The organism is Ensifer sp. ENS02, from assembly GCF_014851885.1.
Lineage (GTDB): Bacteria > Pseudomonadota > Alphaproteobacteria > Rhizobiales > Rhizobiaceae > Ensifer > Ensifer adhaerens.
In genome coordinates, this window is sequence record NZ_JACVAO010000001.1 from 655,786 (window position 1) to 681,507 (window position 25,722).

The window sequence follows — 25,722 nt, forward strand, 5'->3', positions numbered from 1 at the left end:
CGGGTGCAGACAAAGAAAGGACACCCGAATGAAACGTCTCCTGATCGCGCTCGTCGCCAGCTCCGTTCTGATTACGCCGGTCGCAGCCCTTGCCCAGCCGGCAGGATCCTTCGAGGTGGCGCAGAACTATGATCGTTCGCGTCGACCCGTCGATCGCGATTACGATCGTCACATGGACCGCCGCGTGGATCGTCACGTCGACAAGCACGTCACGATCGAAAAGCGGGTGATCGTCAAGAAGAAGGAGCGCTGGGCGCGCGGCCATCGCCTGTCGCCGGCCGAGCGCCGCCACATGGCGCAGGTGCGCGACTACCGTTACTACAAGCTTCGCCAGCCGCCGCGCGGCCAGCAATGGGTACGGTCCGGCAACGACTTCCTGCTGATCAGCCTTGCCACCGGCGTCATTGTCGGCCTGGCGGCAGCACGCTGATAAGGCACTCTGGGTTCAGCGAAGGGGCGGCGTTTTCACGCCGCCCCTTCGCCTTTTCGGTCACCGGCGCGTGGGTTTTGCCGGTCGCCAAAAAGCAGGAGTTCGATAGCGCCTGCCGCTTCCGGCGCGTCCCCATCTGCGGGTTCATCTCCCAGAAACGGATCGAACATCGGCACCGGCCGCCCGGCGGCGTTGAGCGCCATGCAGGTGAAGCGCGGTCGGCGCGGTACGCGCGCGGCGTCTGCCATCAGGCGGCCCGTGGCGACCAGCTGGCGAAGGGGTCGGCAAGATCGCGCCAACGTTCCGGACGAAAGCGCTCGTCGGCGATCAGGCAGGCATCGAGTTCGGCACGAAGCTCCGCCTCGTCCATCGGGTCGGCGCCGATGAAGACGATCTCCTGGCGACGATCACCCCAGACCGGGTCCAGGTAGGGACCGACCGCCTTCAGGAAACCTGGTTCGCGCGGCCATTGCTCCTGAGGCACGGCCGACCACCAGAGCCCCATCTTGCCGGTCCGCACAAGGGGGCCGGCCTGGCTGATCTCGCCGACATAATGCGGTCGGGTGGCGAGCCAGAAGAAGCCCTTGGCGCGAAGCACGCCCGGCCAGGAACGGTTGAGGAAGGCCTGGAAGCGCATGGGATCGAGCGGGCGGCGGGCGCGGTAGACGAACGAGCGGATGCCGTATTCCTCGGTCTCCGGGATATGGTCCTTGAAGCCGTGAAGTTCCTTGTACCAGAGCGGATGTTCTTCGGCCTTGGCGAGATCGAAGCGGCCGGTTCCAAGCACCTCGCGCAGGTTCACCTTGCCAAAATCGGTTTCGATCAGCCGCGCATCGGGATTGAGCCCGACGATGATCTTGCGGGCGGCATCCACCTGCTCGGGCGTCGCAGTGCCGACCTTGTTCAAGACCACCACGTCGGCGAACTCGATCTGCTCGACCAGGAGGTCGACGAGGGTGCGTGTATCGCCTTCGCCCGCCGTTTCGCCACGGTCGGCGAGGAAATCGAGCGAGGAATAGTCGGCCAGCAGGTTCGCGGCATCGACCACCGTCACCATCGTGTCGAGCCGCGCGACATCGGCCAGGCTTTCACCGTCCTCGTCGCGAAAATCGAAGGTGGTGGCGACGGGCAGGGGCTCGGAAATGCCGCTCGATTCGATCAGCAGATAGTCGAAGCGGTTCTGTTCGGCGAGGTTGCGGACTTCCTTCAGGAGATCGTCGCGCAGCGTGCAACAGATGCAGCCATTGGTCATTTCCACCAGTTGCTCTTCCGTGCGCGACAGACCGGCACCACCATCACGCACCAGCGCCGCATCGATGTTGACCTCACTCATGTCGTTGACGATGACGGCGACGCGCAGCCCGTCGCGGTTGGAAAGCACGTGGTTGAGCAGTGTCGTCTTGCCGGCGCCAAGAAAGCCGGAGAGAACGGTGACAGGGAGCTTTTCCATCGATTGGTCCTGTATGTTATATCGTTACGAATACCGTCGGTAAAAAAGGCGAGCGCGTTTGCTCGCCTGATACGAGTGCGAAGTTTGGCACCGGACCTCTGGGCTGAACCCAACTTGCCGGCAGGTCGTCGTTCCAATCTTTTGGTCGCCTGTGGCTAGTCTTTCCGTCAATCCTCCTTGACCCGAGGTTCCAGCAGGCGGCCCGGTTCCGCACCATCTCGCCGAGAATGCCAATCCCGAGAATGATAGAGAGAGGGGCGGGCGCCCGTATAGCCGAGCCAAGCGAGCGCCCACCGATACCGCCTTGGGAGGACGGGTCAGCTTGCCGAGGCGAGGCAGGTCTTCAGCGAGGTGCCGATCCCTTCCATCATCTGGAAATAGAGATCCGGGCCGGCCTCCAGCGTGCCGGCTTCCGGGTCGAGCGTACCGGATTTCGCCGGCGTTCCCTCGATCACCACATTGATCAGCTTCGGCTCGAACTGCGGCTCGGCAAAGACGCAGGTGGCACCGAGTTCCTTGATCTTGGCATGGATCTGCGACACCCGATCCGCGCCAGGCAGGACCTCAGGGCTGACGGTGATCGAGCCGGCGACGCGAACCTTATAGCGGTGCTCGAAATACTGATAGGCGTCGTGGAAGACGACGAAGGGCTTGTCCTTCACCGGTGCCACGGTTTCCGTGAGCTTGGCGTCGAGCGCATCCAGGCGCTTGTTCAGGGCGTCCAGATTGGCCTTGTAGGCGTCCGCATTGGCAGGATCGGCCTCAGTGAGCGTCTTTTCGATCTCGGCGGCCATCGCCTTGGCATTCATGGGATCGAGCCACATGTGCAGATCGGCATCGCCGTGGCCGTGATCGTGGTCATGGCCGTGATCGTGCCCCGCTTCGCCCTCGGCATGCTTGTGGCCTTCCTCGCTCTGGCCTTCTTCACTGTGGCCTTCGTCGCCGTGGTCATGCGCCTCGAATGCACCGCCTTCGCGGAATTTCAGCTTCTCGATGCCGGGCGCTTCGCTGAGCTCCACCACCTTTGCGCCGCTGCTCAAGGCGTCGAGCGGCTTGTCGAGGAAGGCTTCGAGGCCGGGACCGACCCAGAAGACCACCTTTGCCGCCTGCAGGGCCGAGGCGTTCGAAGGCTTCATGTTGTAGGTGTGCGGCGAGGCGGCGCCCTCGACGATTAGCGACGGCTCGCCCACACCCTGCATGATCGAGGCGACAAGGGAGTGGATCGGCTTGATCGAAACCACCACATTGGGGCTGTCCGCTGCGGCAGGTGCCGCAAGAAGCATGGTAGAGGCAAAAAGCAGGGCGGATGTCGATTTCATCGGGTTCTCCGGGCTTGATTGGCGTGCCTGCCACATCGGCCAAGCGCGCTTCGGGCATGCAAAACTGTTACTCCAACGGGCCGTTGCCGGCCTTGAAGTCGTCATGTAATGTTATTACATCAATTGCGTTATGCTATAACGTGTGCGATAGCCAGTGGCAACCATGCAATCCGGAATTTTTTCATGCTGAATTTCCGTTCCCCAGAAGCGCTGCCACTGGTCAATCTCAGCAATGCCGGCGTGCGCCGCAACGGTCGCTGGCTGGTGCGTGGCGTCGAATTCTCGATCAGCCCGGGCGAGATCGTCACGCTGATCGGCCCGAACGGCTCGGGCAAATCGACGACCGCGAAGACGGCGATCGGAGTGCTGAAACCGGACGAGGGCTATGTCGAGCGCAAGCCGGGCCTGAAAGTAGGCTACGTGCCGCAGAAGCTTGCCGTCGACTGGACGCTGCCTTTGACGGTCGAGCGACTGATGACGCTGACCGGCCCCTTGAAGGGGCGGGAGATCGAGGAGGCGCTGTCGGCGACCGGCGTGCTGCATCTGGCGAAATCCGAGGTGCAGCATCTCTCCGGCGGCGAGTTCCAGCGCGCGCTGCTCGCCCGCGCGATTGCCCGCAAGCCGGACCTGCTGGTGCTCGACGAGCCGGTGCAGGGCGTCGATTTCAGCGGCGAGATTGCGCTCTACGAACTGATCAAGCAGATCCGCAACCGCACAGGCTGCGGCATTCTCCTGATCTCGCACGACCTGCATATCGTCATGGCCGAGACCGATACGGTCGTTTGTCTCAACGGCCATGTCTGCTGCCGCGGCACGCCGCAGGCGGTCAGCCAGAGCCCGGAATACCAGAAGCTTTTCGGCAGGCGGGCCGCCAATACGCTTGCGGTCTACAGCCACCACCACGACCACACCCATTTGCCCGACGGCCGGGTGCTGCATGCGGACGGTTCGATCACCGAACATTGCTACCCCGGTGACGGCCATCACCACGACGACGAGGAAAACGTGCACGATCACGGCGAGGATTGCGGCTGCGGCCATCATTCGCGACTGCACGGCTATGAAGTGAAGGAGAAGCGCGATGCTTGACGATTTCTTCGTGCGCGCGCTGATCGCCGGCATCGGCATTGCCGTCATGGCCGGGCCGCTCGGCTGCTTCGTCATCTGGCGGCGCATGGCCTATTTCGGCGACACCATGGCCCATTCGGCGCTGCTCGGCGTGGCGCTGTCGCTGCTGCTCGAGCTCAACCTGATGCTCAGCGTCTTCATCGTCGCGGCCGTGGTCTCGGTGCTGCTGCTCTTCCTGCAGCGGCGCGGGGCGCTGTCGACGGATGCGCTGCTCGGCATCCTCTCCCATTCAGCACTCTCCTTCGGCCTCGTCATCGTCGCCTTCATGACCTGGGTGCGCATCGATCTCGTCGGCTTCCTCTTCGGCGACATTCTGGCGGTCTCCGAGTCCGACATCGACATCATCTGGGGTGGCGGCATCCTCGTCATATTCGCGATTGTCTATCTCTGGCGGCCGCTCCTGGCCTCCACCGTCAATCCGGAACTGGCGGAAGCCGAGGGTCTGAAGCCCGAACGCACGCGGCTCTTTTTCATGCTCTTGATGGCGCTGGTGATTGCGATCGCCATGAAGATCGTCGGCATTCTGCTCATCACCTCGCTGCTGATCATCCCGGCGGCAACGGCACGGCGCTTCTCGACCTCGCCGGAAGTGATGGCGGTACTCGCATCGGTCATCGGCGCGCTCGCCGTCACCGGCGGACTTTTCGGCTCGCTTCACTGGGATACCCCGTCGGGACCGTCTATCGTTGTTGCCGCGGTTGGGCTTTTCGTTCTGAGTCTGCTACCGATCGGCCGCCGCCCGCTCGAGGCGGCGCATCATTCCACGCCTGGAGGGCACCACTAATGGCTACGCCGCAACTGACCAAGAACCAGACGTTGGTGATGGATGCGCTCAGCCACTCCGAAGGGCCGATGAGCGCCTACACCATTCTCGACAAGCTGCGCGATCACGGCTTCCGCGCCCCGCTGCAGGTTTACCGCGCACTCGACAAACTGCTCGAATATGGCCTCGTGCATCGGCTGGAAAGCCTGAATGCCTTCGTCGCCTGTTCCTGCCCGCATGACCACGAACACGATCACGGCGTCACCGCCTTCACCATCTGCGAAGGCTGTGGCCAGGTGACCGAGTTTCATGACGAGGCGATCGAGCAGCGGCTTTCGACGCTGACGCGGGCGCAGAACTTCAAGACCGAGAAGACGACGATCGAGATCCGCGGCCATTGCCAGAGCTGCGCATAAGGGCAACTCTTCAGGGCCCGTGGAAAGCTTACCTTGAGGTGTTTGGCGCTCAGTCCAGCCGGGTGAGGTCGGCGGCGTAACGCCGCCAGTTCTTGACGTAATGCGCTGCCGAGCGTTTCAAGCCTTCGACCGCCGCATCATCCAGCGTGCGGATCGCCTTGGCCGGCGCGCCGACGATCAACGAATTATCCGGAAATTCCTTGCCTTCGGTGACGAGCGCATTGGCGCCGACCAGGCAGTTGCGGCCGATCTTGGCGCCGTTAAGCACGGTCGCGCCCATGCCGATCAGCGAGTTTTCGCCGATGGTGCAGCCATGGATGATGGCGCCGTGCCCGATGGTGCAGCCTTCGCCGATCGTCACCGGGAAACCGGGATCGACATGGATGACGACGTTTTCCTGGATGTTGGTGCGCGCCCCGAGCCGGATGGGCTCGTTGTCGCCGCGCAGGGTTACGCCGAACCAGATGCCGACCTCTTCGCCGATCTCGACCTGGCCGATGACATTGGCGTCCGGGGCGACCCAATAGCTGCCCTTCGGCGGCGTCTGTGGGCGAAGTGATCCAAGGGCGTAAAGCGGCATCCATTCTGTCCTTTCGCAACATGGCCGATCGGGGCCGGTCGGCAGGCGGCGGGCCGCCTGCCGGAAGTGAGCCGGTTAGACGACGCTGACGGCGAGCGCCGCAACCCCGTCGACGCCGCAGGTGACCTCGTCACCGCGCGCGACCGGTCCGACGCCCGAGGGCGTGCCAGTCATGATGACGTCGCCGGGGGCCAGCGTGAAGAGTTTGGAGAGTTCGGCGATGATCTCCGGCACTTTCCAGATCATCTGGTCGAGATCGCCCTGCTGGCGGAGTTCGCCGTTGACCTTCAGCCAGATATTGCCGTTGAGCGGATGGCCGATCGTTTCGGCCGATGCGATCGCCGAGAGCGGGGCGGAATGCTCGAACGCCTTGGCTGCAGCCCAGGGCTTGCCAGCCTTCTTCGCCTCCGCCTGCAGGTCGCGGCGGGTGAAATCGATGCCGACGGCATAGCCGTAGACGCAATCGAGCGCGTCCTCGACGGCGATGTTGCTGCCGCCACGTTTCAGGGCGACGACCAGTTCGACCTCGTGATGAACGTCGGTGGTCAAGGGCGGGTAGGGGAAGGCGCTACCGGCTGCAAGCAGGTTGTCCGGGTTCTTCTGGAAGAAGAACGGCGGCTCGCGGTCCGGGTCGTGGCCCATTTCGATCGCGTGGGCGGCATAGTTGCGGCCGACGCAATAGACCCGGCGAACCGGAAAGCCGACGAGGCTGCCGGAAATCGGCAGCAGCACGGGAAGCGGTGGGGGGATGATTGTTTCCATGATCGTCCGGTCTTGGGCGTCCGCCTGTCGCAACCGACAGGAAGAGCACCGCGCGTTTGTTGGGCGTTCGCCGTTGGCCGATTTCGGTTGAGGCGAGGCAAGAGAGAATCCGGACGTTACTGCATAAATCCGCGAATCGGAATCGATCCGCAGAAAAATTAAGAACAAGGATTGGGGACGAAGATTTTGATTAAGGCGCGCCCACCTGGGCGCGCGCGATCACGGCATCCGAAAGGATGCCATCATCGGCAAAGTCAGGCGCAATGAGCGTAGGCCTGAAGCTGGTCTCGGGTCAGGAACCGACCGTCCGAACGCGAGTTGAGTTCAGGATGGCTGTATTCGAGGCTGGGGACCTGGGGAAGCTCAAGGGCCTGGCGCACGGTCATGATGCCGAGATCACGACGGCCACCTTCACGCTTCACGGTGACTTCAACGATGCGATAGAGATTGCTCTCGCTCATATGTTCTCTCCCGTATATCGTTTTTCTTGAATTCCCTTAATGGGACTAAGGCGCTCCGAAATTGGTTTTTGTGAGGCACCTCAGAATATAGTAGAAAGAAATGAATGCTTCACGACAGAAATCGGGCCATTTCTGGAAAAATCACCCGAGATTGGGCAGTAATGTGCTGAAATGATGCGTTTGCTGGGCGAATGCCCGGAGCCTGAATAATCGTACGCGGCCGTCAATGGCCGAAGCTTTCAATCAAAAAAGTCATCGTGTCGCTTGCTCGATGGCAAACGCTCGCCGCCTTCCAGCGGCACCTTTCGTTCAGCGCCGGTAGGCGCGTTAGTGCGTAGGCAACTCGGCTTCTTCGGCGGCCGAGATGAACAGCGATCGGGCCTCTTCTGCGGTGCGACGGCCGTCGATGGCGGCGCGGCAGGCACTGCGGGCGGCGACATAGAATGGTCCGCGGCGAGGCCAGTGGTCTGCAAGGCAGGCGAGGGCGTCTGAGGGGCCTTTGACGGTGCGGCAATCGCCGCTAACGAAGTCGAGTTCGATCGGCTGTTTCCAGACTAATTGCATGCGTCTCCTCCTCGAGATCATCTCAATGAACATCGGCATTTGCGACCGCCGGCCTCTGGCTCCTCTCGAGAAGGTCGGCAGTCGATCTTGCTAATGTAGCGCAGGAGTTCGCTTTTGTAAGCAGCTTTTCGGTTATGGCAGGACAGGCTGCCGCCGGCGGCCGCTCCGCCTGGCGCGAGTGCCACGATTGGCGTTATCTGGCGATGCCACGCTGCAAGCTTTCGGCGAAGGCGCGACCGGCAATAAGCAGGCGTCCTTCGCTGGTATTGCCTGCGAGATAGTCGTCGATCAGCATCCTGGCATGCCGCCGCGCAGGCTCCCCGTCTCGCGCCCAGCCCTGTTCGATGCAAAGCGCGTCAAAGACGCGCTGCAACCGCTCCATGTCGGCCTTCGACAGCGCCAGGCATTGTGTCGCTCGCAATGGGGCCACCCGTCCTCCCACAAGGCCGCATTCCCGCGCGCACTATGGCAGAAGGCCGGCGAATTGAACCCCTCGGGAATGAGGGGTTATACGGGCACGCCCGTTGCCGTCGGGATTGTCAGGCCGCCGGGACGACGCGGTCCACCTTGGTTCGGCGACCGCCTTCCTCGATCCGGTAATAGTCGGAGCCGATCTGCGCATACTGGTCGCAGCGCCGGCCGCCATCCTCGAAGGTGATGCAGACCTCGTCGCCGGTGATCGTGTAGCTGCCGCCATCGCGCACCTCGTAGTCACGATAACCGTAGCGGCCGTCGGGGAAGAAGGTGGAGTTGACGCCGTTGAGATTGTAGCGCAGCGTCTTGCCGACGAGGAAGGCCTGGAGCGCATCGCCCGAAAGCGTCGGAACGGACGGGGCGGTCGGCCGGGGTTTTGCGACCTCAGGCGCCTCCAACTCCATCGATTGGCACCCGGCCAAGAGAAGCGTGAGAAGTGCCGCGATCGCGCGTTTCATGCCGTCTGTCCTTATTCCTGTGACCGGTAACGATACAGGAACGCTGCCCTAGTCCTGTCCGCGGTCGCCGTCAACCCCGTGCTGTGCGTAGCGGCGGGGCTGAGGCGAGCTGATCATCTGCCTTCTTTCCGTTGGCAATTGCGAGTTTCGTCCTTTGTGAAACGAAGACGCAAAAAGCGCTTGTCGCTCAAAAAAGGCTTGTGCCAACCGCGGCAGCGACCGTGGCCGCCAGCGCCAGCAGCAGAAATGCCGCGCCGATGACGGTCGCTATTGTCCGTCGGCGCCGTGCGCCGCTCCAATCGTAGCTCATGTTTCGCTCCGATGACGATCCAGTCGAGGCGGCAAGATGTGCGATTCTTCTTAACAAAGTGGAAACCATGCCCGGCGGGGAGCCGCCGTCGGCAGGACGCTATCGACGGCGGCCGTGTTGCTGGCACCTTGCTGGTGGCCTCGTCAGTGCCGTATCGCGAGGAGTTCAGGGGAGTTGTCGCAACGCAGGCGCTTGTCGCTTCAGCGCTGATCGTTGTGACGCCGTGCGATCCGTGGTAGCTCGTCGCGCAGTTGTACGAATCCCGACGATGGGTTCGGTTACCCTGCCGTTGATTTCGGAGCGTTTTTTCGCAGTTCCGAGGATCGGGCGCGATAGGCTGACCAAGCGGCGTGCGCCTTCGGCCCACACACGTCAAGATGGAAGGAAGCAAGGGGTATCCATGCGCTGCCTGGTGATCAATCTCGACCGTTCCCCTGAGCGACTGATCCACATCGGAAGCCAGTTTTCCACCTTCGGCCTGAATTTTGAGCGCGTGGCTGCCGTTGACGGGCGAGAGCTCGATGACGCCGTGTTGGCGATGCAGCCGGTGTCGAAGCAGTGGAAGAGGATGAACAAGGCTGAAATCGCCTGCTTCATGAGCCATCGGAAGTGCTGGGCCATCATCGCGGAAGGGAGCGATGCCTATGGCGCGGTGATCGAGGACGATGTCTTCTTTTCCCCGAGCGCAACCCACGCGCTGTCGTCATCGGATTGGATCCCGGCCGAAGTGGGCCTGCTGAAGATCGAAACTTTCCGGCAGAAGGTGTTTCTCAGCCGTGCCCGTGTGCTCGCCGATGCCGGGCGTACGATCCATGCATTGCGGGGATGTCATGTCGGCACGGGCGGCTATGTCATCTCTCGTGACTATGCAAAAAGACTGCTCGAGCTCTCGGAAGGGGCGTTTCCATGCCCTGTCGATCATTTCATGTTCGACGATGAGGTGCCGCGGCCGGACGACTGCCGCATTCATCAGCTCTATCCGGCCGTCTGCATCCAGGGCATGCTTCTCGACAGCGCCGACCCGGCGCATGGAAGCACGATCCGCAAGCCGGCCGGAGCAGCGGCTCGCGTGAAGTTGAAGCTCAAGATACATCAGAAGCTCTGGCGCGAGTGCAAGCGACTGTCACTGCAGGTGGCGGCGTTGCCGCCGTTCCTCTTGCGCAGCATTCGCTACCGCTGGACGACCGTTCCCTTTGGCTGACGGGTCGCGTTGCTGAGGCCTCCTCGTTGCCTCTCATTGCCGTAGGTGTCTAAAGCTCGCTTTCTTCGGCGTCGCGTTATATAAGCCCGGCAACACTAGATAATGCCTGCTGGCGGCATGCGCGAATATTCGGCGCTGCCCTTGCCGCGGCCATTGAACAAGAGACGCACGAAAGATGACTGAGACCGCAGGAAAAGCTGCGCGCACTAAGGCGTATTTCAACGCACCGGTCTTCGCCGTTGCGCCCATGATCGACTGGACGGACAGGCACTATCGGTTTTTCGCGCGGCAGCTATCGAAGCATGCGCTGCTCTATACGGAAATGATCGTCGCCGAGGCGATCCTGCGGGGGGACCGGCAGAGGCTGCTCGGCTTTGACGTATCCGAGCATCCGGTGGTGCTGCAGCTCGGCGGTAACGATCCGGCGAAGATGGCGGAGGCGGCACGGATCGCCGAAGGCTTCGGTTATGACGAGATCAACATGAATGTCGGCTGCCCGTCGGACCGGGTGCAGTCCGGCACGTTTGGCGCCTGCCTGATGCAGGAGCCGCAAACGGTGGCCGGCTGCGTTGCGGCGATGAAGGCGGCGGTAAAAATCCCGGTTACGGTCAAGTGCCGTATCGGTGTGGACGACCAGGATCCGGAAGTGGCGTTGCGCACGCTCGTCGCGCAGGTGATCGATGCCGGCACAGACGCCGTCTGGGTGCATGCCCGCAAAGCCTGGCTACAGGGCCTGAGCCCCAAGGAGAACCGCGAGGTCCCGCCGCTCGACTATGGCCTCGTGTATCGGCTGAAGCAGGAAAATCCCAATCTTTTCATCGGTATCAACGGCGGTCTTCAGACCCTGAATCAGGCGCTTGAGCAGCTTCCGCATCTGGACGGCGTCATGCTCGGCCGTGCTGCCTATCACGACAGCGCCATGCTGACAGCGGCCGATCGCCATTTCCCGCATCCGCTGACTGGCGCCAAGCCAATCGTCGAAGACGGAGCCACCTTCTCAGAGCGCGGCCATCGTCTCGATCTTGATTTCTGGGCGGAGGTCCGTGACGCCATGGCCGATTACGCCGCCGCGCATATCGCCAATGGCGGCCGGCTGATCCACGTGACCCGCCACATGGTCGGCCTGTTCCAGGGCTGGGCGGGTGCGCGACGCTATCGCCAGATCCTGTCCTCCGATGCGACCCGCCAGGGCGCGGGGCCGGACGTAATCCACGCGGCCTTCGACGCGGTCTTCGAGGCGACGGCGGCCAAGCAGGCGGCGGAGTAGGCGGTCATCGAGTGTGCGGGCGCCCGCGGGGCGTTCGAGGGTAAGTGCCGCAGACCTCTCCGTTTGTCGTCCTCGAGTTCGCCTGAGCGCTCATTGGGCCGCGCGTCCGGCGCAGGCTTTGCTGCGTCGAGAGAAGATGGCGCCTCTGGTTCTGGATGCTCGGGTCGAGCCCGAGCATGGGGGGCTGGAGCTGCTTCTGGAGACCCGCTGCCTATAAGGCCGGGTTAGGAGCTGATCCGTGGGGGCTGAGGCGCCCCCCAAACGAAAACGGCGTCCCTTGCGGAGCGCCGTTTCCAAATGAATGTCCGACTGGACGATCCGGCTTAGGCAGCCTGGATGTTGACGGCCTTCGGGCCCTTGCCCATGCGATCCGGCTCGGTGTCGAAGGTGACCTGCTGGCCGTCCTTGAGCGTAGCGAGGCCAGCGGCCTGAACGGCGGAGATGTGTACGAACACGTCCTTCGCGCCGCCATCCGGCGTGATGAAGCCGAAGCCCTTGTCCTGGTTGAAGAATTTTACGATGCCCTTGGTGGCCATGGAAGAAGTCCTTTTCCTTCAGTCAATTTGCGTTGCCCGCGCCCCCTGGGGGATGTGGGCATCTCGTCTTCCGCTTGCAAGCGGAAAGGCGTCGAGTGGTCACGATATCGGGGAAAAGACGTCTACGGTGCCGCTGCCGGCGGTCCCGACACAAGGCCGGGCGCAGTTGAAAGTCCAGTCTCCGGGATAGAAATCGCCCGAACGGGGCAAGAAGTGACAGGATTTGCAGAAAAAGGCAAGCGCCTTGTGCGCCGCGGGAAGCCGTCCAGCCTCTGTCTTTGCAGGGCTTTGGCCGGTTCTCGACCGTCGCTTTCCGGGCAGGGAGAAAAATCGGGGACGGCCGGTTTCCGGACACAATTTCGTCCCGACCTCGACCGAACGTGCGCGCCGCCAACGGGCGTTTGCGTTTTGGGGGCGGACTGCCTGGGGGAAGGCTTGCGCCTCTCCATAAGACTTGCGCATCCCCGGGATAACGCGCAGGTTTTACCGAAGGTTGGTTCCGTCTTGGCCGCCGATGGCGTAGCCAGTGGCGCAGACGGGCGGCCGCGAGGACGGACGAAGTATCGCCGTGCGGACGAGGTGTCGCCGTACGGACGAGGTGTCGCCGGGGCTGAATTGGTGAGAGTGCGCCGGCCAGGTCTTGCTGGTGGCGAGAGTGACATACGGAGAGGGACAGCGTGATCGACCCTTACGAACTGCTTGGACTGGAACGCGACGCCGACAATCAGGCGATCCGCAACGCCTATCGCAAGGCGGCGAAATCCGCGCATCCGGATTCCGGCGGCGATCCCGAACAGTTCGCGCGACTGCAGGTGGCCTATGAGCTGCTCAAGGATCCGGTGCGCCGCAAGGTCTATGACGACACCGGTTACGATCCGCAGCTGGCCGACGCGCGCGATCTCAAGGGCCTGATGATGCTGGAAACGCTGGTCAACGAGTTCATCCTCGACGAGCGCGAGCCCGGCAGCTTCGATCCCGTCGCCGCCATGCGCCGCAAGCTTTCGGACGATATCGTCAAGAGCCGGTTCCACATCCTTGAGCTCGAGCGCCACCGGGCCCGCGTGCGCAAGCACCTCGACCGCCTCGGCCGCCGGCCGGAGACCGACGTGCTCGGCTCGATGCTGCGCGCCCGCTCGCGCTCGATCGCCGAGGCGATCAAGAGCACCGACGAGCAGATCAAGACGATCGAGCAGGCCTATGAAATGCTGGAGGGGTATTCCTACGAGCTTGAGGCGCTGGAGGTGAAGGCGCACGCGGCGGAGTAGGCGGCGCCGTCTCGACTTTGCCGGTGGTAAGTACGCCGGGACGACGACGACAACCGTGATCCGGACACCTGGCTGTCGGCCGGCGCGATCGGCGGCGTTGATATCACCGGCGTTCGCCTTTGTGGCACCGCTGTGCAGTCGCCTCCATCGGTGCCATAGTCTTCGTCTGTGTCCGATAGCCGGGACTTCTGCCATCGTCTGGAGCGAAGGAGAGTGGCATGAGCCGCTCACACATGCGTGCAGCCGTTCTCCTGCTGGCGACCATGCTCGCCGCCTATCTCGCGGTCAGCTATTTTCTCGTCCCGGAACTCTGGGTCTTCCATGATTCCAGGCGCAGGGTTCCGCTCAATCCCATGGTAACGTCCACGGAGCAGGGTATTCCCGGCGACCCGATCAATGTCGGGCTGGTCGGCTCCAAGGAGCAGATCATCCGCGCCTTCGCCGCGGCCGGATGGGACGCCGCCGACAAGGTGACGCTCAGGTCCTCGGTCGATATCGGCCTCAGCGTCGTGCTCGACCGGCCGGATCTCGACGCGCCCGTCAGTCCGCTGTTCTATGAGGGGCGCAAGCAGGACCTGGCCTTCGAGAAGCCGGTCGGCCACAGCGCCGACCAGCGCAACCATGTGCGCTTTTGGCAGACGACCAAGCCTGTGGAGGGCAGCGGCCCGCTCTGGCTCGGTTCGGCCAGCTTCGACCGCGGCGTCGGCCTCAGCCACGATACCGGCCAGATCACCCACCACATCGGCCCCGATCTCGATGCCGAACGCAATCTGGTCATCGACGACCTCGACAAGGCCGGGCAAGTGGCATCGACCTATGAGATCCCCGGCGTCGGCGCCACCACATCGGGTCGCAACGGCGGCGGCGATCCTTACTTCACCGACGGCAAGACCTTGGTCGGAGTACTCAAGCCGGCAGGCGAAGGGGGCGGTGCGGAGGCCGCGAAGTGAGTGCGCACCGCCGCACGCGGAGCAAGGACGCGGCAGGCGCAGAACGCGGCGATGGATCAAAGGCTTAAAGCGCAAATCTGAAAGATTGTGGCGCGGGGCGGCACAGCGGACGGCGCGCGCCCCGTCACCTACGCGTTACGGACGCCCCATGAACAGCGACAACGATGCAAAATCGTCGTGCAGGTGGCCGGCGTCGATGGCACGGCGGAAGATCGCCTCGTAGCCGTCGGTGATCGTCCGGTCGATGCCGCGGGCGGCCATCAGCTCGACCAGATGGTGGAAGGCGCCATAGTGCGGCGAGACCGAGGAAAGCGTCTTGTCGTCGGCCGCATAGCGCCCGGCGGCGCTGCGCTTGATCAGGTCGGCGACGAGGCCATCGATGACAGGCGCCGTCGCCGACCATTGCTTGCCAAGCGTTTCGAGATCGATCGCCTCGGCGCGGCAGACGGCGATCGATTGCAGCGCGCCGAACAGCGCGCCCCACATCAGGGCGAGCACCGCGCTGTCGAGCGCGTTGGCAAGGCCCGGATCAGCGCCGATATGCTGCACATTGCCGGCGAGCGCGCCGAGCACTGCGCGGCTTTCCTCAAACGCCGCGGCCGGGCCGGAGATGAGCAGCGTGCCCGCTTCGGTGCCGATGAAATCGGGCGTCGCCAGGATCGCACCGTCGAGGTAGCGGATGCCATGCCGCCCGGCCCAATCCTGCACCTCGCGGGCGCCATCGGGCGTGCCGGAGGTCAGCTCGATGATCAGCTTGCCCTTGAGGGTGCCAGTGACGTCAGGGTCGCGCAGCAGGCTCTGCGTCGCCTGGTAGTCGCTGACATTGACGATGACGATGTCGGAGGCTGCGACGGCGTTGCGTACGCTGGCCGCCACTTCGGCTCCGGCTGCGGCGAGCGGCGCGGCCTTTGCCGGCGTACGGTTCCACACCGTCGTCGGGTGCCCGGCCTTGAGCAGCGCATGCGCCAATGCCGACCCCATCCGCCCCATTCCCAAAACGCTGATTGCAGGTTGCATATCCAGTCTCCATATCCTTGGTGCGGGATCGGCGCTCGCTACGCGCATCCCGCTTCGCTTGTTCGAGGCGACGCATTTGTCGTCGCGGCTGAGACGTAAGACGGGACAATCGGGTCGCAATACGCACGCGCGGGTAAGTGGTTACCCCGGCGTAAGGGAGGATGACGTGACGGATGCCATGGAAAACTGCGGTTTCATGACCGCGCTGCGGGCGATCGAGGGCAAGTGGAAGGTCGATATTCTCTGCGAACTCGGCAAGGCCGCGCGCCGCTTCGGCCGCCTGCGTCAGGCGATGCCCGCCATCAGCGAGAAGATGCTGGCGCAGCAACTGCGCGAACTGGAAGCCGATGGCCTCGTCAGCCGCACCACCTATCCGGAAACGCCGCCAAAGGTGGTCTATTCGTTGACCAAACGCGGTGCCGCGCTGAACGTGGCGGCGGATGCGCTCTGCAAGTGGGGCGAGGAGTTTGGCGACGACGCAGGGCAGGTCGAGGCGAGGGCGGTTGCGGTGGGCTGATCGCCGCGACGTCGGCGTGGCCGTGGGCGGGCTCACTTTCGAGCGGCGTTGGCGCCACGATGCCGCCCGCCACAGCCCCGATGTGTTGTCCGGGCCGTTGGAGCCGCGATCTTGGCGGCTGCAGCCCCGTCCATCTCTGCTCGTCACAGGGATCCCGTACCAATGCGGCCGCACGGCGGAAAACTGCGGCGGCTCGTTCCGGCAAACTTTTTGGCAGTAGGCCCTTCGCGCCGCAGACGCGGCGCTGCTGGACTCCTGTGACAGGCACAGGAATGAGGGCGGTCGGGTAATCCCGGCACTTCTTCGGCCAAGGTGGTTCGCTGCGAGCCGATTTCATAAGAGCGCCGCCGGTTACCGTCGTCACGCCCAAGCCACGATTTCTGCGGCTGCATCATCTCCGCCCTCATCTCTGTGCGCGTCACAGAGATCCAGCTGCCGCGCGTCGGCGCGGCAGGAGATGCCGAGCCAGCGCACACAGGCGCTTTGGTTTGCCGACGCATCCCCCGCGCCGCAGATGTGGCGCGAGGAGGGTCCAAAACAAGCGCCGGGTCGAGGGCGGTGAGGCTGTGGTCGTAGCGGAGAACCGCTACTTCACCACCACATGGCGCTTCTTGCCGAGCGAGAGCCGCAGCGGGCGCCCGGCGACGGTCAGCAGTCCGTCGCCATCCTCGACGACCTCGCCGTCGATGCGGACGCCGCGCCCTGAGATCGCCCGCCGCGCTTCGCTCTTCGATGCCGCCAGCCCGGCCCGGACGAGCAGGTCGATCAGCATCACGCCGGCAGTGCGCTCGGCGTCGTCGAGTTCGACGGTCGGCAAGCCCGCGGCGGCTTCGCCTTGCCCGAAAGCCTGCCGCGCCGTCTGCTGTGCATGATCGGCCGCTTGCCGCCCATGCACCAGTGCCGTCGCCTCGTTGGCAAGCCGCTCCTTCACCGCATTCAGTTCCGCACCCTCGGCGCGACCGAGCCTTTCGATCTCGTCGATCGGCAGTTCGGTGAAGAGTTTGAGGAAGCGCACCACGTCGGCATCCTCGGCGTTGCGCCAGAACTGCCAGTAGTCGTAGGGCGACAGGCGGTCTTCGTTGACCCAGACCGCGCCGGCCGCTGTCTTGCCCATCTTGACGCCCGAGGCGGTGGTCAGGAGCGGCGTGGTCATGCCGAAGACTTCCGCGCCCTCGATCCGGCGCAAGAGATCGACGCCGCCGACGATATTGCCCCACTGGTCGCCGCCACCGAGCTGCAGCCGGCAACCGGTGCGGCGAAACAGCTCGAGGAAATCGACCGCCTGCAGGATCATGTAGTTGAATTCGAGGAAGCTCAGGTTCTCCTGTTGCTCCAGCCGCGTTTTCACGCTGTCAAAGGAAAGCATGCGGTTGACAGAGAAATGTTTGCCGACGTCCCGGAGCATGTCGATCCAGGCCATCCGGTCCAGCCAGTCGGCATTGTTGACCATGACCGCGTCGGACGGCCCGTCGCCAAAGGTCAGCAGCCGCTCGAACACTTTGCGGATGCCGGCGACATTGGCCGCAATCTCGTCTTCCGACAGCATCGGCCGTGCCGCCGAACGGAAGCTGGGATCGCCGATCCGGGTGGTGCCGCCGCCAATCAGAACGATCGGCTTGTGGCCGGCCTGCTGCAGACGCCGAAGCGCCATGATCGGCATGAGATGGCCGACATGCAGACTGTCCGCCGTCGCATCGAAACCGGCATAGACAGGCACGACGCCGGCCGCAAAGGCGCCGTCGACGCCCGCAAGATCGGTCACCTGGTTGACATAACCGCGCTCAACCAGCGTCCAGGTGATCGCGGAACGCGGCTCAAAGGCATCGGTTGGATTGTCGGAATGGGTCATCGGTACTCTCCATGGCTATGCCGCCAGGGAGCACTGAACAAAACAAAGCCGCCTGACGGCGGCTTGTTTCAAGGCATGATCGAAACGCGCCGCTCCCTATGGAGACGTCGCATAATAGTTGGCAGCGATGAGCGCGGTCTTGATCATGCGGTGGTTGTAGCGGGGAACAGGGGAGGCGGCAAGGGGGTGGAAGGGATCCGAACGGCTCGCCGTGTCTACTAGGATCGGTGAAAAGATGACGACGCCTCAAATTGTATTCTGTTGGATTCCCCGGTGCCCTTGACGGCTGGACGACCCGCCATAAGCCAATCTTTCACCAAGAGGCGCCTGAGTAGTGTTGGATGTAGAAGGGCGTGTTCGGATTTGGGGGCTGCAGGCTAACTGTCTCCCTCATCTTCATCATCAGAGACGTGTTCCCTTAAAGCATACTCAATAATTTTTTTGTAGTTCTCCGGAGACGATAATTTTTTATACAGCTCCTGTTCGGGAAATTCGAAATCCGGATCAGATATGACCCAGTTGGTCTTTATTTCTTTTTTAAGTTTATCAATATCTTTTATAATCATCCAATCTCTAATAAGTCCAAAAATATTTGACTTTATTTGAAGTTTATTGGCTTCTTCAGCGTATTTATGAGGAATTATATCGCGAATATCGCCTATCTTATTAATGGCGAATCCACGAAGTTCTCTTATCAATTCTGTAAAGTTTGTTGATTGGGACATTTGTTTCAGTGGATACTTGTTTTCCTTTGCCCACGACTCCGCGAATTCTGTGAGACTAATCGAATTTATTTCAATATCGAGATTTCCCGATTCGTATTGTTCTGATATCTTCTTAGAGTAGAGATCAATCTCGTTTGCGATCTCGCTGAACCCCTTGTCGGCTATTTCCAGTAGGCCCGCATGTAGATACAGGCGCCTCTGAATTTCTTTGGGCAGCGCAGAGCGAAACTTGTAGGAGCGGTCATGAGCCAACTCTGCCCAAGCGTGTTGCAATACGGTTCTTATCTGGAATTCGAACTTCAGTCCCTTCAATCCGGCGAATTCCGGAAGATTCTCTCGCTGAGGGCCGAGGTCGCACACATAGTGAACTGATCTATACCCAACTTCGTTTGAAGACAGACTTTCGTCCTTGTTGATGCTGTTTTCATCGTCTATCGAGAATGATGACTTTATTATATTTGAGACTTTAATTGTGTCTGATTCTATAAATAGTATAATTCGTATTCCAGATATGTCTGTTAATTGTTTTTGTGGGTTATTGTATCCTTTCCGTGTAATTTTTTCATTTATGTTTTTCTTTTCTTTTGTTCTTCCTGTTATAGAGAGATACTCTATATTATTTTCTTCTAGTAAGCTTCTTGCGATGCTCGTGACAGAATCTGTAAGTCTGTCGTATTTCGGGAGGATCTCTTCGAGCCAACTATTTACGTCAATGATTTACCCCAAAAGAAAACTTATAGCAGTTCATGAATTGGAAATATTATTGAGCCCACTGCACTTCGGCGTTACCGCCCCGGCCGCCCCGTCTTCCCCTTGGTCCGACCCTTCTGCCGCTTCTCGTCCGCCGGGTCCTCATAGGACCCGACACCCGGCTTCGCTCGCGTGAGAATCGGCTTGTCCGGCACATGGCCGATCACCGGCTTTTCCGTCCGGCCGACGGTCATTTCGTCGAGGGTGTTCCGGCGGAACAGCGACTGGTCCGAGCCGGCAGGTGTGGCGACGTCGCGGCCCATGTCGTCGAGGTGGGGTTTCTGGAAGAGTGACTTGTCGTCGGTGGACTTGGATCCTCGGGTGGAGCCCGAGGATGACGTCGAGGAGGCGGACCGCTTGCCACCCTCCTGCGACCGTGCCTCTTCCCGTGCCATCGGGTCGTCCATCGCTGCAAGTTCGGCGGCCTTGAGGCGTTTGATTTCGTCGCGCAGGCGGGCGGCCTTTTCGAAGTCGAGGTCGGCGGCGGCGTCGCGCATCGCTTTTTCCAGCGCGTTGAGGTGCGCCTGCAGGTTGTTGCCGACGAGGTGGCCGCCGTCTGCAAAGCCCTTGCCGGCGACGCCGGAGATGTCGGCGCGGACGTGGTCCTTCTCGTAGACCGAGTCGAGAATGTCGGAGATCTTGGCCTTCACCGATTCCGGGGTGATGCCGTTGGCCTCGTTATAGGCCATCTGCTTTTCGCGGCGGCGGCTGGTTTCGTCCATGGCGCGCTGCATGGAGCCGGTGATCTGGTCGGCATAGAGGATGACCTTGCCGTCGACGTTGCGGGCGGCGCGGCCGATGGTCTGCACCAGCGAGGTCTCGGAGCGCAGGAAGCCTTCCTTGTCGGCGTCGAGAATGGCGACGAAGCCGCATTCGGGGATGTCGAGGCCTTCGCGCAGAAGGTTGATGCCGACGAGCACGTCGAATGCGCCGAGACGCAGGTCGCGGATGATCTCGATGCGCTCCAGCGTGTCGATGTCGGAGTGCATGTAGCGCACGCGAATGCCCTGTTCGTGCAGGTATTCGGTGAGATCCTCGGCCATGCGCTTGGTGAGCACGGTAACGAGCGTGCGGTAGCCGGCGGCCGCCGTCTCGCGGATTTCGCCCAGGACGTCGTCGACCTGAGTCTTCGCCGAGCGCACTTCCACCGGCGGGTCGATCAGGCCGGTCGGGCGGATGACCTGTTCGGCAAAGACACCGCCGGACTGTTCCAGTTCCCAGGAACCGGGCGTCGCCGAAACGGCGATCGTATCCGGGCGCATCGCGTCCCATTCCTCGAAGCGCAAGGGACGGTTGTCCATGCAGGAGGGCAGGCGGAAGCCGTATTCGGCCAGCGTCGCCTTGCGGCGGAAGTCGCCGCGATACATGCCGCCGATCTGGCTGACGGAGACGTGGCTCTCGTCGATGAACAGCAGCGCATTGTCGGGGATGTATTCGAACAGCGTCGGCGGCGGCTCGCCGGGATTGCGGCCGGTGAGGTAGCGCGAATAGTTCTCGATGCCGGCGCAGGAGCCGGTCGCCTCCAGCATCTCGATGTCGTAGCGAGTGCGCTGCTCCAGGCGCTGGGCTTCGAGCAGGCGGCCGCCCTTTTCCAGTTCGGCGAGGCGATGCACCAGCTCTTCCTTGATCGCCTTGATGGCGCCGTTCAGCGTCGGGCGCGGCGTGACATAGTGCGAGTTGGCGTAGATTTTTACCGATTTCAGGTCGCCGGTCTTCTGGCCGGTCAGCGGATCGAACTCGGTAATCGCGTCGATCTCGTCGCCGAACATCGAGATGCGCCAGGCGGCATCCTCCAAGTGGGCCGGGAAGATCTCGATGGTATCCCCGCGCACGCGAAACGAGCCGCGCTGGAAGTCCATGTCGCGGCGCTTGTACTGCTGCGCCACCAGGTCGGCGAGCAGCTGGCGCTGGTCGAGCCGGTCGCCGACGCTCATCTGGAAGGTCATGGCGGTATAGGTCTCGACCGAGCCGATACCGTAGATGCAGGAGACCGAGGCGACGATGATGCAGTCGTCGCGCTCGAGCAGCGAGCGGGTGGCCGAATGGCGCATGCGGTCGATCTGTTCGTTGATCGACGATTCCTTCTCGATGAAGGTATCCGACCGCGGCACATAGGCTTCCGGCTGGTAGTAGTCGTAGTAGGAGACGAAGTACTCGACCGCGTTGTCCGGGAAGAAGTTCTTGAACTCGGAATAGAGCTGGGCGGCGAGCGTCTTGTTCGGCGCGAGGATGACGGCGGGGCGCTGCGTCGCCTCGATCACCTTGGCCATGGTGAAGGTCTTGCCCGAGCCGGTGACGCCGAGCAGCACCTGGCTGCGCTCGCCGGAGTTCAGGCCCTCGACCAGATCGGCGATCGCCGTTGGCTGGTCGCCGGCCGGCTGGTAGTCCGACGCCATGCGGATTTCGACGCCGCCTTCGGACTTCGGCGGCCGGGCAGGGCGATGCGGCGTCCAGAGCTTTCCGTCCTTGAACAGCGGGTTGCCGCTCTCGATCAGCGCCGAAAGCGCCTCGACGGTGGCGGTGACGCCCGAGGTGGAGGTCAGCTTGGCGGCGTCTTCCAGCGAGACGTCGAGGCCGGCCACCGGATTGAGGCCGGCGGCGGCGCGGGTCTTCGGGTCGGTCGAACCGCCCATGGAGGTGCCGCGCGCCGACTTGCTGCCAACGATCTCGACCTTGCCTTTCTTGCCCGCCTTCTTCGGCTGCGCCTCGTCATCGGCGCCCGCTGCCTTGCGCGCCGCCTTGGAGGCGGCGATCTCCACCGTCTTGCGGTGCTTGCCGGCCTTGGAGGCGATCTGGCGTTGGGTTTCGAAGGCCGAGGCTTCCGCGTCCGCCTCAAGCTGCTTCACCCAGTCGGAAACATTGCCGGACAGAGGCGTGCCTGACAAAGGCGCCTGCGGCGCTTCTTCGAAACCGGACGGGGTGGAGGGCTTCGGCGGGGCATTCTTCGGAGCTTTGGTCATGGCGGGGAATATGGAGAGAGTCCGGCCGAAAGTGAAGAGGCGAGGGAGTACAAAAGGGCAACATTTCGCCCCGGTTGCCGAAGTCGATTCCGGCGACGTTTGCGCCTTGAATCGCGGGCTTCAACCGAGGCGGGTCGGATTCCTGTCGCATTGTAACCCTTACGGTTGCGCGCCTGACGCAGCGTTACCCCGATTGGGCGAGAAGACAGCCAAGCCTGCCGCGTGATAACAATAGTTCTTTGGAGGGTGCCATGTTCTGCTTGCGTGGTGCCGCACTTGGGCTTTGTGCCGTGGTCCTTGGTCCGATGTCCCTGTTTGCCGCCGAACCGGTCGGCAAGGCAGTGGAGATTCGGACAGCGGTCAACGGTGCGCGGGGTGCGATTGCGGTCAGAGACCCTGTCTACAAGAACGAACGGATATCGACATCGAAGTCCGGGCTCGGGCAGTTCGTCTTCGAGGACGGCACCAAGCTTGCCGTCGGCTGGGGGTCTTCCGTCGTCATCGACAAGTTCGTCTATGACGACAAGAAGTCGGTGAAGAAGCTGACCATCATGGCCGCCAAGGGCACGTTCCGCTGGATCAGCGGCAAATCCGGCCATTCCGCCTATGAAATCGTCACGCCGGCCGGCACCATCGGGGTGCGCGGCACCGCCTTCGACTTCTTTGTCGGCCCGGATGGCACCACCGCGGTGGTGCTGCTCAGCGGCGCGGCGGATTTCTGCGGTCCAGGCGGCTGCCGGCAGCTGACGCAGCGCTGCGATTGCGTCGTCGCCAAGCCCGGCCGCCGAGCCACCGAACCGAAACGGGTCAGCCGCACGACGTTAAAATCCCTGGGCAATGCCCAGGCGCTGCCGTTCCTCTCCGGAGGTCAACGCCTGTCCGGAGCGATCGGCTGGGTGGGCGGCGGTTGCGGGCTGCGCGCGGCGCAGTTCGAGGGCACCACCCGTACCATCCCAGAGCAACCGGCTCGCGTTGAAGAAAAGCCGCGTGAAGAGAAGCCGCCGCCGGAAGAAAAGCCCCGGGATCCTGGCCCGCAGCCGGAGAACCCCGGCGATCCCGGACCGCAGCCCCAGAACCCGGGCGATCCCGGCCCGCAGCCGCAAAACCCGGGTGATCCCGGGCCGCAGCCGAACAACCCCGGCGACCCAGGACCGCAAGACGGCGGTGGCGGCGATCAACCGAGCCAGGATCAGGGGACGCAGGATCAGGCCCCAAGCCACGATTGAAGGGGCGGCGAAGGCTTTGCTGGCGCGCGCCTGATCTCAAAGCCGAGCCGGTGCGCCTTGCCGCCTTCCTCTGGCGAGCCGTGTTTCTTGAAAACTGCACTAAATCAGCAGGCTGCGGTCGCTTCCGCATGTGCTCTGTGAGGTGGCTTTCGGCTGCCGTGGGCAAGATCATTCGGCAGGACGCTTGGTATTCTCGTCGGTGGTCTGCGCGAAATGGTCGGCGCGGCGGCCGATCCGGGCGTAGAAACCGGCGAGTGCCGGCGTCAGCGCCGCTGCCTTCAGCTTGGCGGCGTTGACGATGCTGCGGCTGGTCTGCGTCCGAGCGCCGAGTGCGGCGACCAGCCGATCGTGCAGGCCGCGCAGATCCGCGAAGGCGGGCGAGGCAGCGAGGTTTTCGTCGCCGGCGACGGCATAGACCCGCGTTCGCGTCGTCTTGCCCTTGAGCCCGAGGGAGCCGGCGTCGAGCATGGCATGGTCCGGCAGAGCCTGGGCGGTCGCCTCGGACACCAGAATGTCGATGTTGACGTCCTTGCAGGCCGCTTCGATGCGCGCGGCGATGTTCACGGTGTCGCCGACGGCGGAATAGTTGAACCGCGTCTCGGCGCCCATGTTGCCGACGCAGGCAAGCCCGGTATGGATGCCGATGCCGATGCGCACTTCCTGATCGGCGCCGAAGCCGAAGGCATTGTCGGCGTTGAGCCGCGCCAGCGTCTCGCGCATGCCAAGCGCTGCACGCACTGCCTTTTGCGGATGGTTGGCGACGTCGACCGGCGCATTCCAGAAGGCCATGATCGAATCGCCGATGAACTTGTCGAGCGTGCCCTCGTTGGCCAGCACATGCCGGCTCAGCGCATCGAGCAGCGTGTTGAGAAAGGCGACGACCTCGGTCGGCGTCATGCGCTCGCTCATTTCGGTGAAGCTGCGCACGTCGACGAACATCACGGTGAGCTCGCGATCGTCGCCGCCGAGGCTGAGGGCATTGCGCGTATGCTCGATGCGGTAGAGCAGCGACGGCGAGAGATAGCGGCCGAAGGCCTGCCGCACCTCGCGGCGTTCGCGATCGGTCACCAGGAAGCGGTAGGCAGTGGCCGCGAAATGGGTGATCGAGGCGGCGAGGATCGGCGCCAGCGGATCGAAAAGCCGTCCGCCATAGTAGAAGGCGATCCAGGAGGCGACGAGCGCCAGCGCCGTCACTGCCATGCCGCAGACGAGTGCGACCACGGGGCTGACGAAGGTGGTGAGCAGCACCAGCAACGTTCCGGCGAGCGCGATCGAGAGGATTTCGAGCCCGTTCGCCCAATCCGGGCGCGAAAGATAGCGACCCGACAGGATCTGCTCGACGATCTGCGCGTGGATCGAAACACCGGGCACGTTCTGGCCGAGCGCGGTGGTGCGCACATCCTGCAGTCCGGCCGCCGAAGTGCCGATAAAGACGATGCTGCCTTCGATGCCGGCGCGGATATCCGGCGAAGGCTCGCCGTCGGCGAGAATGCGGCGCGCCGAGATATAGCGTTCCGTCGTGTCCGGCGTGACATAGAGCCAGACCTCGCCGGTCGACATCAGCGGTACGACGAAGTCGCCGATCTTGACGGCGGTCAGCGTGTTGGCGACGTCGGGTGCAGCCGCCAGCACATAGGTCGAAGCGCCCTGGGCCACCCGCAGGGCCTCCATGGCCAGGCTCGGATAGAACTGCTGGCCGTCGCTCAGGAATAGCGGGGCGGTGCGCACCACCGCCGAGGACGAGCCGGGATTGAGGCTGATGTGGCCGAGGCCGGCGGCATTGGCCTCGAGCTGCGGCCTGAGCGGCGTCGCGGCCCGCAGGCGTGGCGGCGCTTCGTTGGCGCTTTCGCCGGTCAGGGCAAAGCCGGCCTTGACCGGCGGCAGGTAGCTGCCCTCGTTGGTCAGGCCGAAGCCGAGAACCACGGGCTTGTCGCGGATCGCCTCGGCGAAGATCTCGTCATTGTCCGGCAGGGCGGCAAGGAAGGACGGATCGACGCCGCCGACATCGCGCACCACCGTGCGCGGCGACAATCTGTCCGGCTCGGCAAAGAGCACGTCGAAGGCGATCGCGGCCGCACCCATCTCGCTCAAGCGGTCGGTCAGCTTCGCCAGCCGATCGCGCGGCCAGGGCCATTGGCCGAGCTCGCGCAGCGACGCCTCGTCGATGTCGATAATCTTGACCGGCATGGGCTCGAAGCGGCGCGGCGCAATGCGCTGGTATTCGTCGAAGGTGACGTCGCGCGCCTGGCGCAGCAACTGCGGATCCTGGGCGCGCAGAATGGTGAAGAACGCCACCACCGTCATGCCGATCAGAACCCCGAACAGTTGCGATCGTGTCATGGCG

General features: G+C 63.0%; 26 protein-coding genes. 10 read left to right on the forward strand and 16 right to left on the reverse strand.

Annotation, left to right across the window (positions count from 1 at the left end; translation table 11 throughout):
* Positions 1-28 precede the first annotated feature (28 nt).
* Positions 29-430, forward strand: a complete 402-nt coding sequence (locus IB262_RS03340; protein ID WP_034788451.1) for an RcnB family protein — start codon at positions 29-31, stop codon at positions 428-430.
* Between the two features lie 35 nt (positions 431-465).
* On the opposite strand, the gene IB262_RS03345 is transcribed toward IB262_RS03340, so the two are convergent.
* The 3 genes from IB262_RS03345 to znuA all read right to left on the reverse strand — a co-directional run bounded on the left by IB262_RS03345 (position 466) and on the right by znuA (position 3,199).
* Positions 466-678, reverse strand: coding sequence for a hypothetical protein (locus tag IB262_RS03345; protein WP_112976556.1), 213 nt, complete (start codon positions 676-678; stop codon positions 466-468).
* Positions 678-1,880, reverse strand: coding sequence for a GTP-binding protein (locus IB262_RS03350; RefSeq protein ID WP_034788454.1), 1,203 nt, complete (start codon positions 1,878-1,880; stop codon positions 678-680). The genes IB262_RS03345 and IB262_RS03350 overlap by 1 nt, the downstream gene beginning before the upstream one ends.
* A 317-nt stretch (positions 1,881-2,197) precedes the next feature.
* Entirely contained in the window at positions 2,198-3,199 is a 1,002-nt protein-coding gene (gene znuA, locus IB262_RS03355; RefSeq protein ID WP_112976573.1) for a zinc ABC transporter substrate-binding protein ZnuA, read from the reverse strand.
* Positions 3,200-3,382: 183 nt separating this feature from the next.
* Here znuA and IB262_RS03360 point away from each other — a divergent pair, with 183 nt between their 5' ends.
* The 3 genes from IB262_RS03360 to IB262_RS03370 are packed head-to-tail and all read left to right on the forward strand — an operon-like array spanning position 3,383 to position 5,506.
* Entirely contained in the window at positions 3,383-4,288 is a 906-nt protein-coding gene (locus IB262_RS03360; RefSeq protein ID WP_112976557.1) for a metal ABC transporter ATP-binding protein, read from the forward strand.
* Positions 4,281-5,111 (forward strand): zinc ABC transporter permease subunit ZnuB, encoded by an 831-nt coding sequence (gene znuB, locus IB262_RS03365; protein ID WP_034788464.1) that lies wholly within the window; start codon positions 4,281-4,283, stop codon positions 5,109-5,111. Before IB262_RS03360 ends, znuB begins: the two co-directional genes overlap by 8 nt.
* The gene (locus tag IB262_RS03370; RefSeq protein ID WP_034788467.1) at positions 5,111-5,506 is read left to right on the forward strand and encodes a Fur family transcriptional regulator; all 396 of its coding nucleotides are present in this window, start codon (positions 5,111-5,113) and stop codon (positions 5,504-5,506) included. Before znuB ends, IB262_RS03370 begins: the two co-directional genes overlap by 1 nt.
* A gap of 49 nt (positions 5,507-5,555) precedes the next feature.
* Here IB262_RS03370 and IB262_RS03375 read toward each other — a convergent pair whose 3' ends face one another.
* The 7 genes from IB262_RS03375 to IB262_RS36445 all read right to left on the reverse strand — a co-directional run bounded on the left by IB262_RS03375 (position 5,556) and on the right by IB262_RS36445 (position 9,115).
* Entirely contained in the window at positions 5,556-6,086 is a 531-nt protein-coding gene (locus tag IB262_RS03375; protein ID WP_060520643.1) for a gamma carbonic anhydrase family protein, read from the reverse strand.
* Between the two features lie 75 nt (positions 6,087-6,161).
* Positions 6,162-6,848, reverse strand: a complete 687-nt coding sequence (locus IB262_RS03380) for a fumarylacetoacetate hydrolase family protein (RefSeq protein WP_060520644.1) — start codon at positions 6,846-6,848, stop codon at positions 6,162-6,164.
* A gap of 254 nt (positions 6,849-7,102) precedes the next feature.
* Positions 7,103-7,309, reverse strand: coding sequence for a hypothetical protein (locus IB262_RS03385; RefSeq protein WP_034788476.1), 207 nt, complete (start codon positions 7,307-7,309; stop codon positions 7,103-7,105).
* Positions 7,310-7,636: 327 nt separating this feature from the next.
* Positions 7,637-7,873 carry a DUF982 domain-containing protein gene (locus IB262_RS03390; RefSeq protein WP_082566472.1) on the reverse strand — a complete coding sequence of 79 codons (237 nt, stop codon included), beginning with the start codon at positions 7,871-7,873 and terminating at the stop codon, positions 7,637-7,639.
* A 193-nt stretch (positions 7,874-8,066) separates the two neighbouring features.
* Complete coding sequence (locus IB262_RS03395; protein WP_226020688.1) at positions 8,067-8,303, reverse strand: hypothetical protein; 237 nt, start codon at positions 8,301-8,303, stop codon at positions 8,067-8,069.
* Between the two features lie 109 nt (positions 8,304-8,412).
* The gene (locus IB262_RS03400; protein ID WP_060584956.1) at positions 8,413-8,805 is read right to left on the reverse strand and encodes a hypothetical protein; all 393 of its coding nucleotides are present in this window, start codon (positions 8,803-8,805) and stop codon (positions 8,413-8,415) included.
* Positions 8,806-8,992: 187 nt separating this feature from the next.
* Complete coding sequence (locus tag IB262_RS36445) at positions 8,993-9,115, reverse strand: hypothetical protein (RefSeq protein ID WP_255380892.1); 123 nt, start codon at positions 9,113-9,115, stop codon at positions 8,993-8,995.
* A 400-nt stretch (positions 9,116-9,515) separates the two neighbouring features.
* Here IB262_RS36445 and IB262_RS03405 point away from each other — a divergent pair, with 400 nt between their 5' ends.
* On the forward strand, positions 9,516-10,316 hold the full coding sequence (locus IB262_RS03405; protein WP_060584957.1) for a glycosyltransferase family 25 protein: 801 nt from the start codon (positions 9,516-9,518) through the stop codon (positions 10,314-10,316).
* 175 nt (positions 10,317-10,491) lie between these two features.
* On the forward strand, positions 10,492-11,583 hold the full coding sequence (dusA, locus tag IB262_RS03410; RefSeq protein WP_112976559.1) for a tRNA dihydrouridine(20/20a) synthase DusA: 1,092 nt from the start codon (positions 10,492-10,494) through the stop codon (positions 11,581-11,583).
* A 323-nt stretch (positions 11,584-11,906) separates the two neighbouring features.
* Here the strand turns inward: dusA and IB262_RS03415 are convergent, their stop codons facing one another.
* The gene (locus tag IB262_RS03415) at positions 11,907-12,119 is read right to left on the reverse strand and encodes a cold-shock protein (protein ID WP_034788487.1); all 213 of its coding nucleotides are present in this window, start codon (positions 12,117-12,119) and stop codon (positions 11,907-11,909) included.
* 677 nt (positions 12,120-12,796) lie between these two features.
* On the opposite strand from IB262_RS03415, the gene IB262_RS03420 reads away from it, so the two are divergent.
* Both IB262_RS03420 and IB262_RS03425 read left to right on the forward strand, forming a co-directional pair.
* Positions 12,797-13,384, forward strand: coding sequence for a J domain-containing protein (locus tag IB262_RS03420; protein ID WP_034788490.1), 588 nt, complete (start codon positions 12,797-12,799; stop codon positions 13,382-13,384).
* A 218-nt stretch (positions 13,385-13,602) separates the two neighbouring features.
* Positions 13,603-14,334 (forward strand): LssY C-terminal domain-containing protein, encoded by a 732-nt coding sequence (locus IB262_RS03425; RefSeq protein ID WP_112976560.1) that lies wholly within the window; start codon positions 13,603-13,605, stop codon positions 14,332-14,334.
* A 135-nt stretch (positions 14,335-14,469) separates the two neighbouring features.
* Here the strand turns inward: IB262_RS03425 and IB262_RS03430 are convergent, their stop codons facing one another.
* On the reverse strand, positions 14,470-15,351 hold the full coding sequence (locus IB262_RS03430) for an NAD(P)-binding domain-containing protein (RefSeq protein ID WP_112976561.1): 882 nt from the start codon (positions 15,349-15,351) through the stop codon (positions 14,470-14,472).
* 166 nt (positions 15,352-15,517) lie between these two features.
* On the opposite strand from IB262_RS03430, the gene IB262_RS03435 reads away from it, so the two are divergent.
* On the forward strand, positions 15,518-15,868 hold the full coding sequence (locus IB262_RS03435; RefSeq protein WP_226020687.1) for a helix-turn-helix domain-containing protein: 351 nt from the start codon (positions 15,518-15,520) through the stop codon (positions 15,866-15,868).
* A 586-nt stretch (positions 15,869-16,454) separates the two neighbouring features.
* Here IB262_RS03435 and tyrS read toward each other — a convergent pair.
* The 3 genes from tyrS to uvrB all read right to left on the reverse strand — a co-directional run bounded on the left by tyrS (position 16,455) and on the right by uvrB (position 22,152).
* Complete coding sequence (tyrS, locus tag IB262_RS03440) at positions 16,455-17,717, reverse strand: tyrosine--tRNA ligase (RefSeq protein WP_051659136.1); 1,263 nt, start codon at positions 17,715-17,717, stop codon at positions 16,455-16,457.
* 377 nt (positions 17,718-18,094) lie between these two features.
* Entirely contained in the window at positions 18,095-19,159 is a 1,065-nt protein-coding gene (locus IB262_RS03445) for a GTP pyrophosphokinase (RefSeq protein WP_192493403.1), read from the reverse strand.
* 68 nt (positions 19,160-19,227) lie between these two features.
* Complete coding sequence (uvrB, locus tag IB262_RS03450) at positions 19,228-22,152, reverse strand: excinuclease ABC subunit UvrB (RefSeq protein ID WP_112976563.1); 2,925 nt, start codon at positions 22,150-22,152, stop codon at positions 19,228-19,230.
* A 305-nt stretch (positions 22,153-22,457) separates the two neighbouring features.
* Between uvrB and IB262_RS03455 the strand changes: the two genes are divergently transcribed.
* On the forward strand, positions 22,458-23,378 hold the full coding sequence (locus IB262_RS03455) for a FecR domain-containing protein (protein ID WP_246713209.1): 921 nt from the start codon (positions 22,458-22,460) through the stop codon (positions 23,376-23,378).
* Positions 23,379-23,546: 168 nt separating this feature from the next.
* Here the strand turns inward: IB262_RS03455 and IB262_RS03460 are convergent, their stop codons facing one another.
* A complete protein-coding gene (locus tag IB262_RS03460) occupies positions 23,547-25,718 on the reverse strand; it encodes an adenylate/guanylate cyclase domain-containing protein (protein WP_060584971.1) in 2,172 nt (723 codons plus the stop codon).
* Between the last annotated feature and the right edge of the window lie 4 nt (positions 25,719-25,722).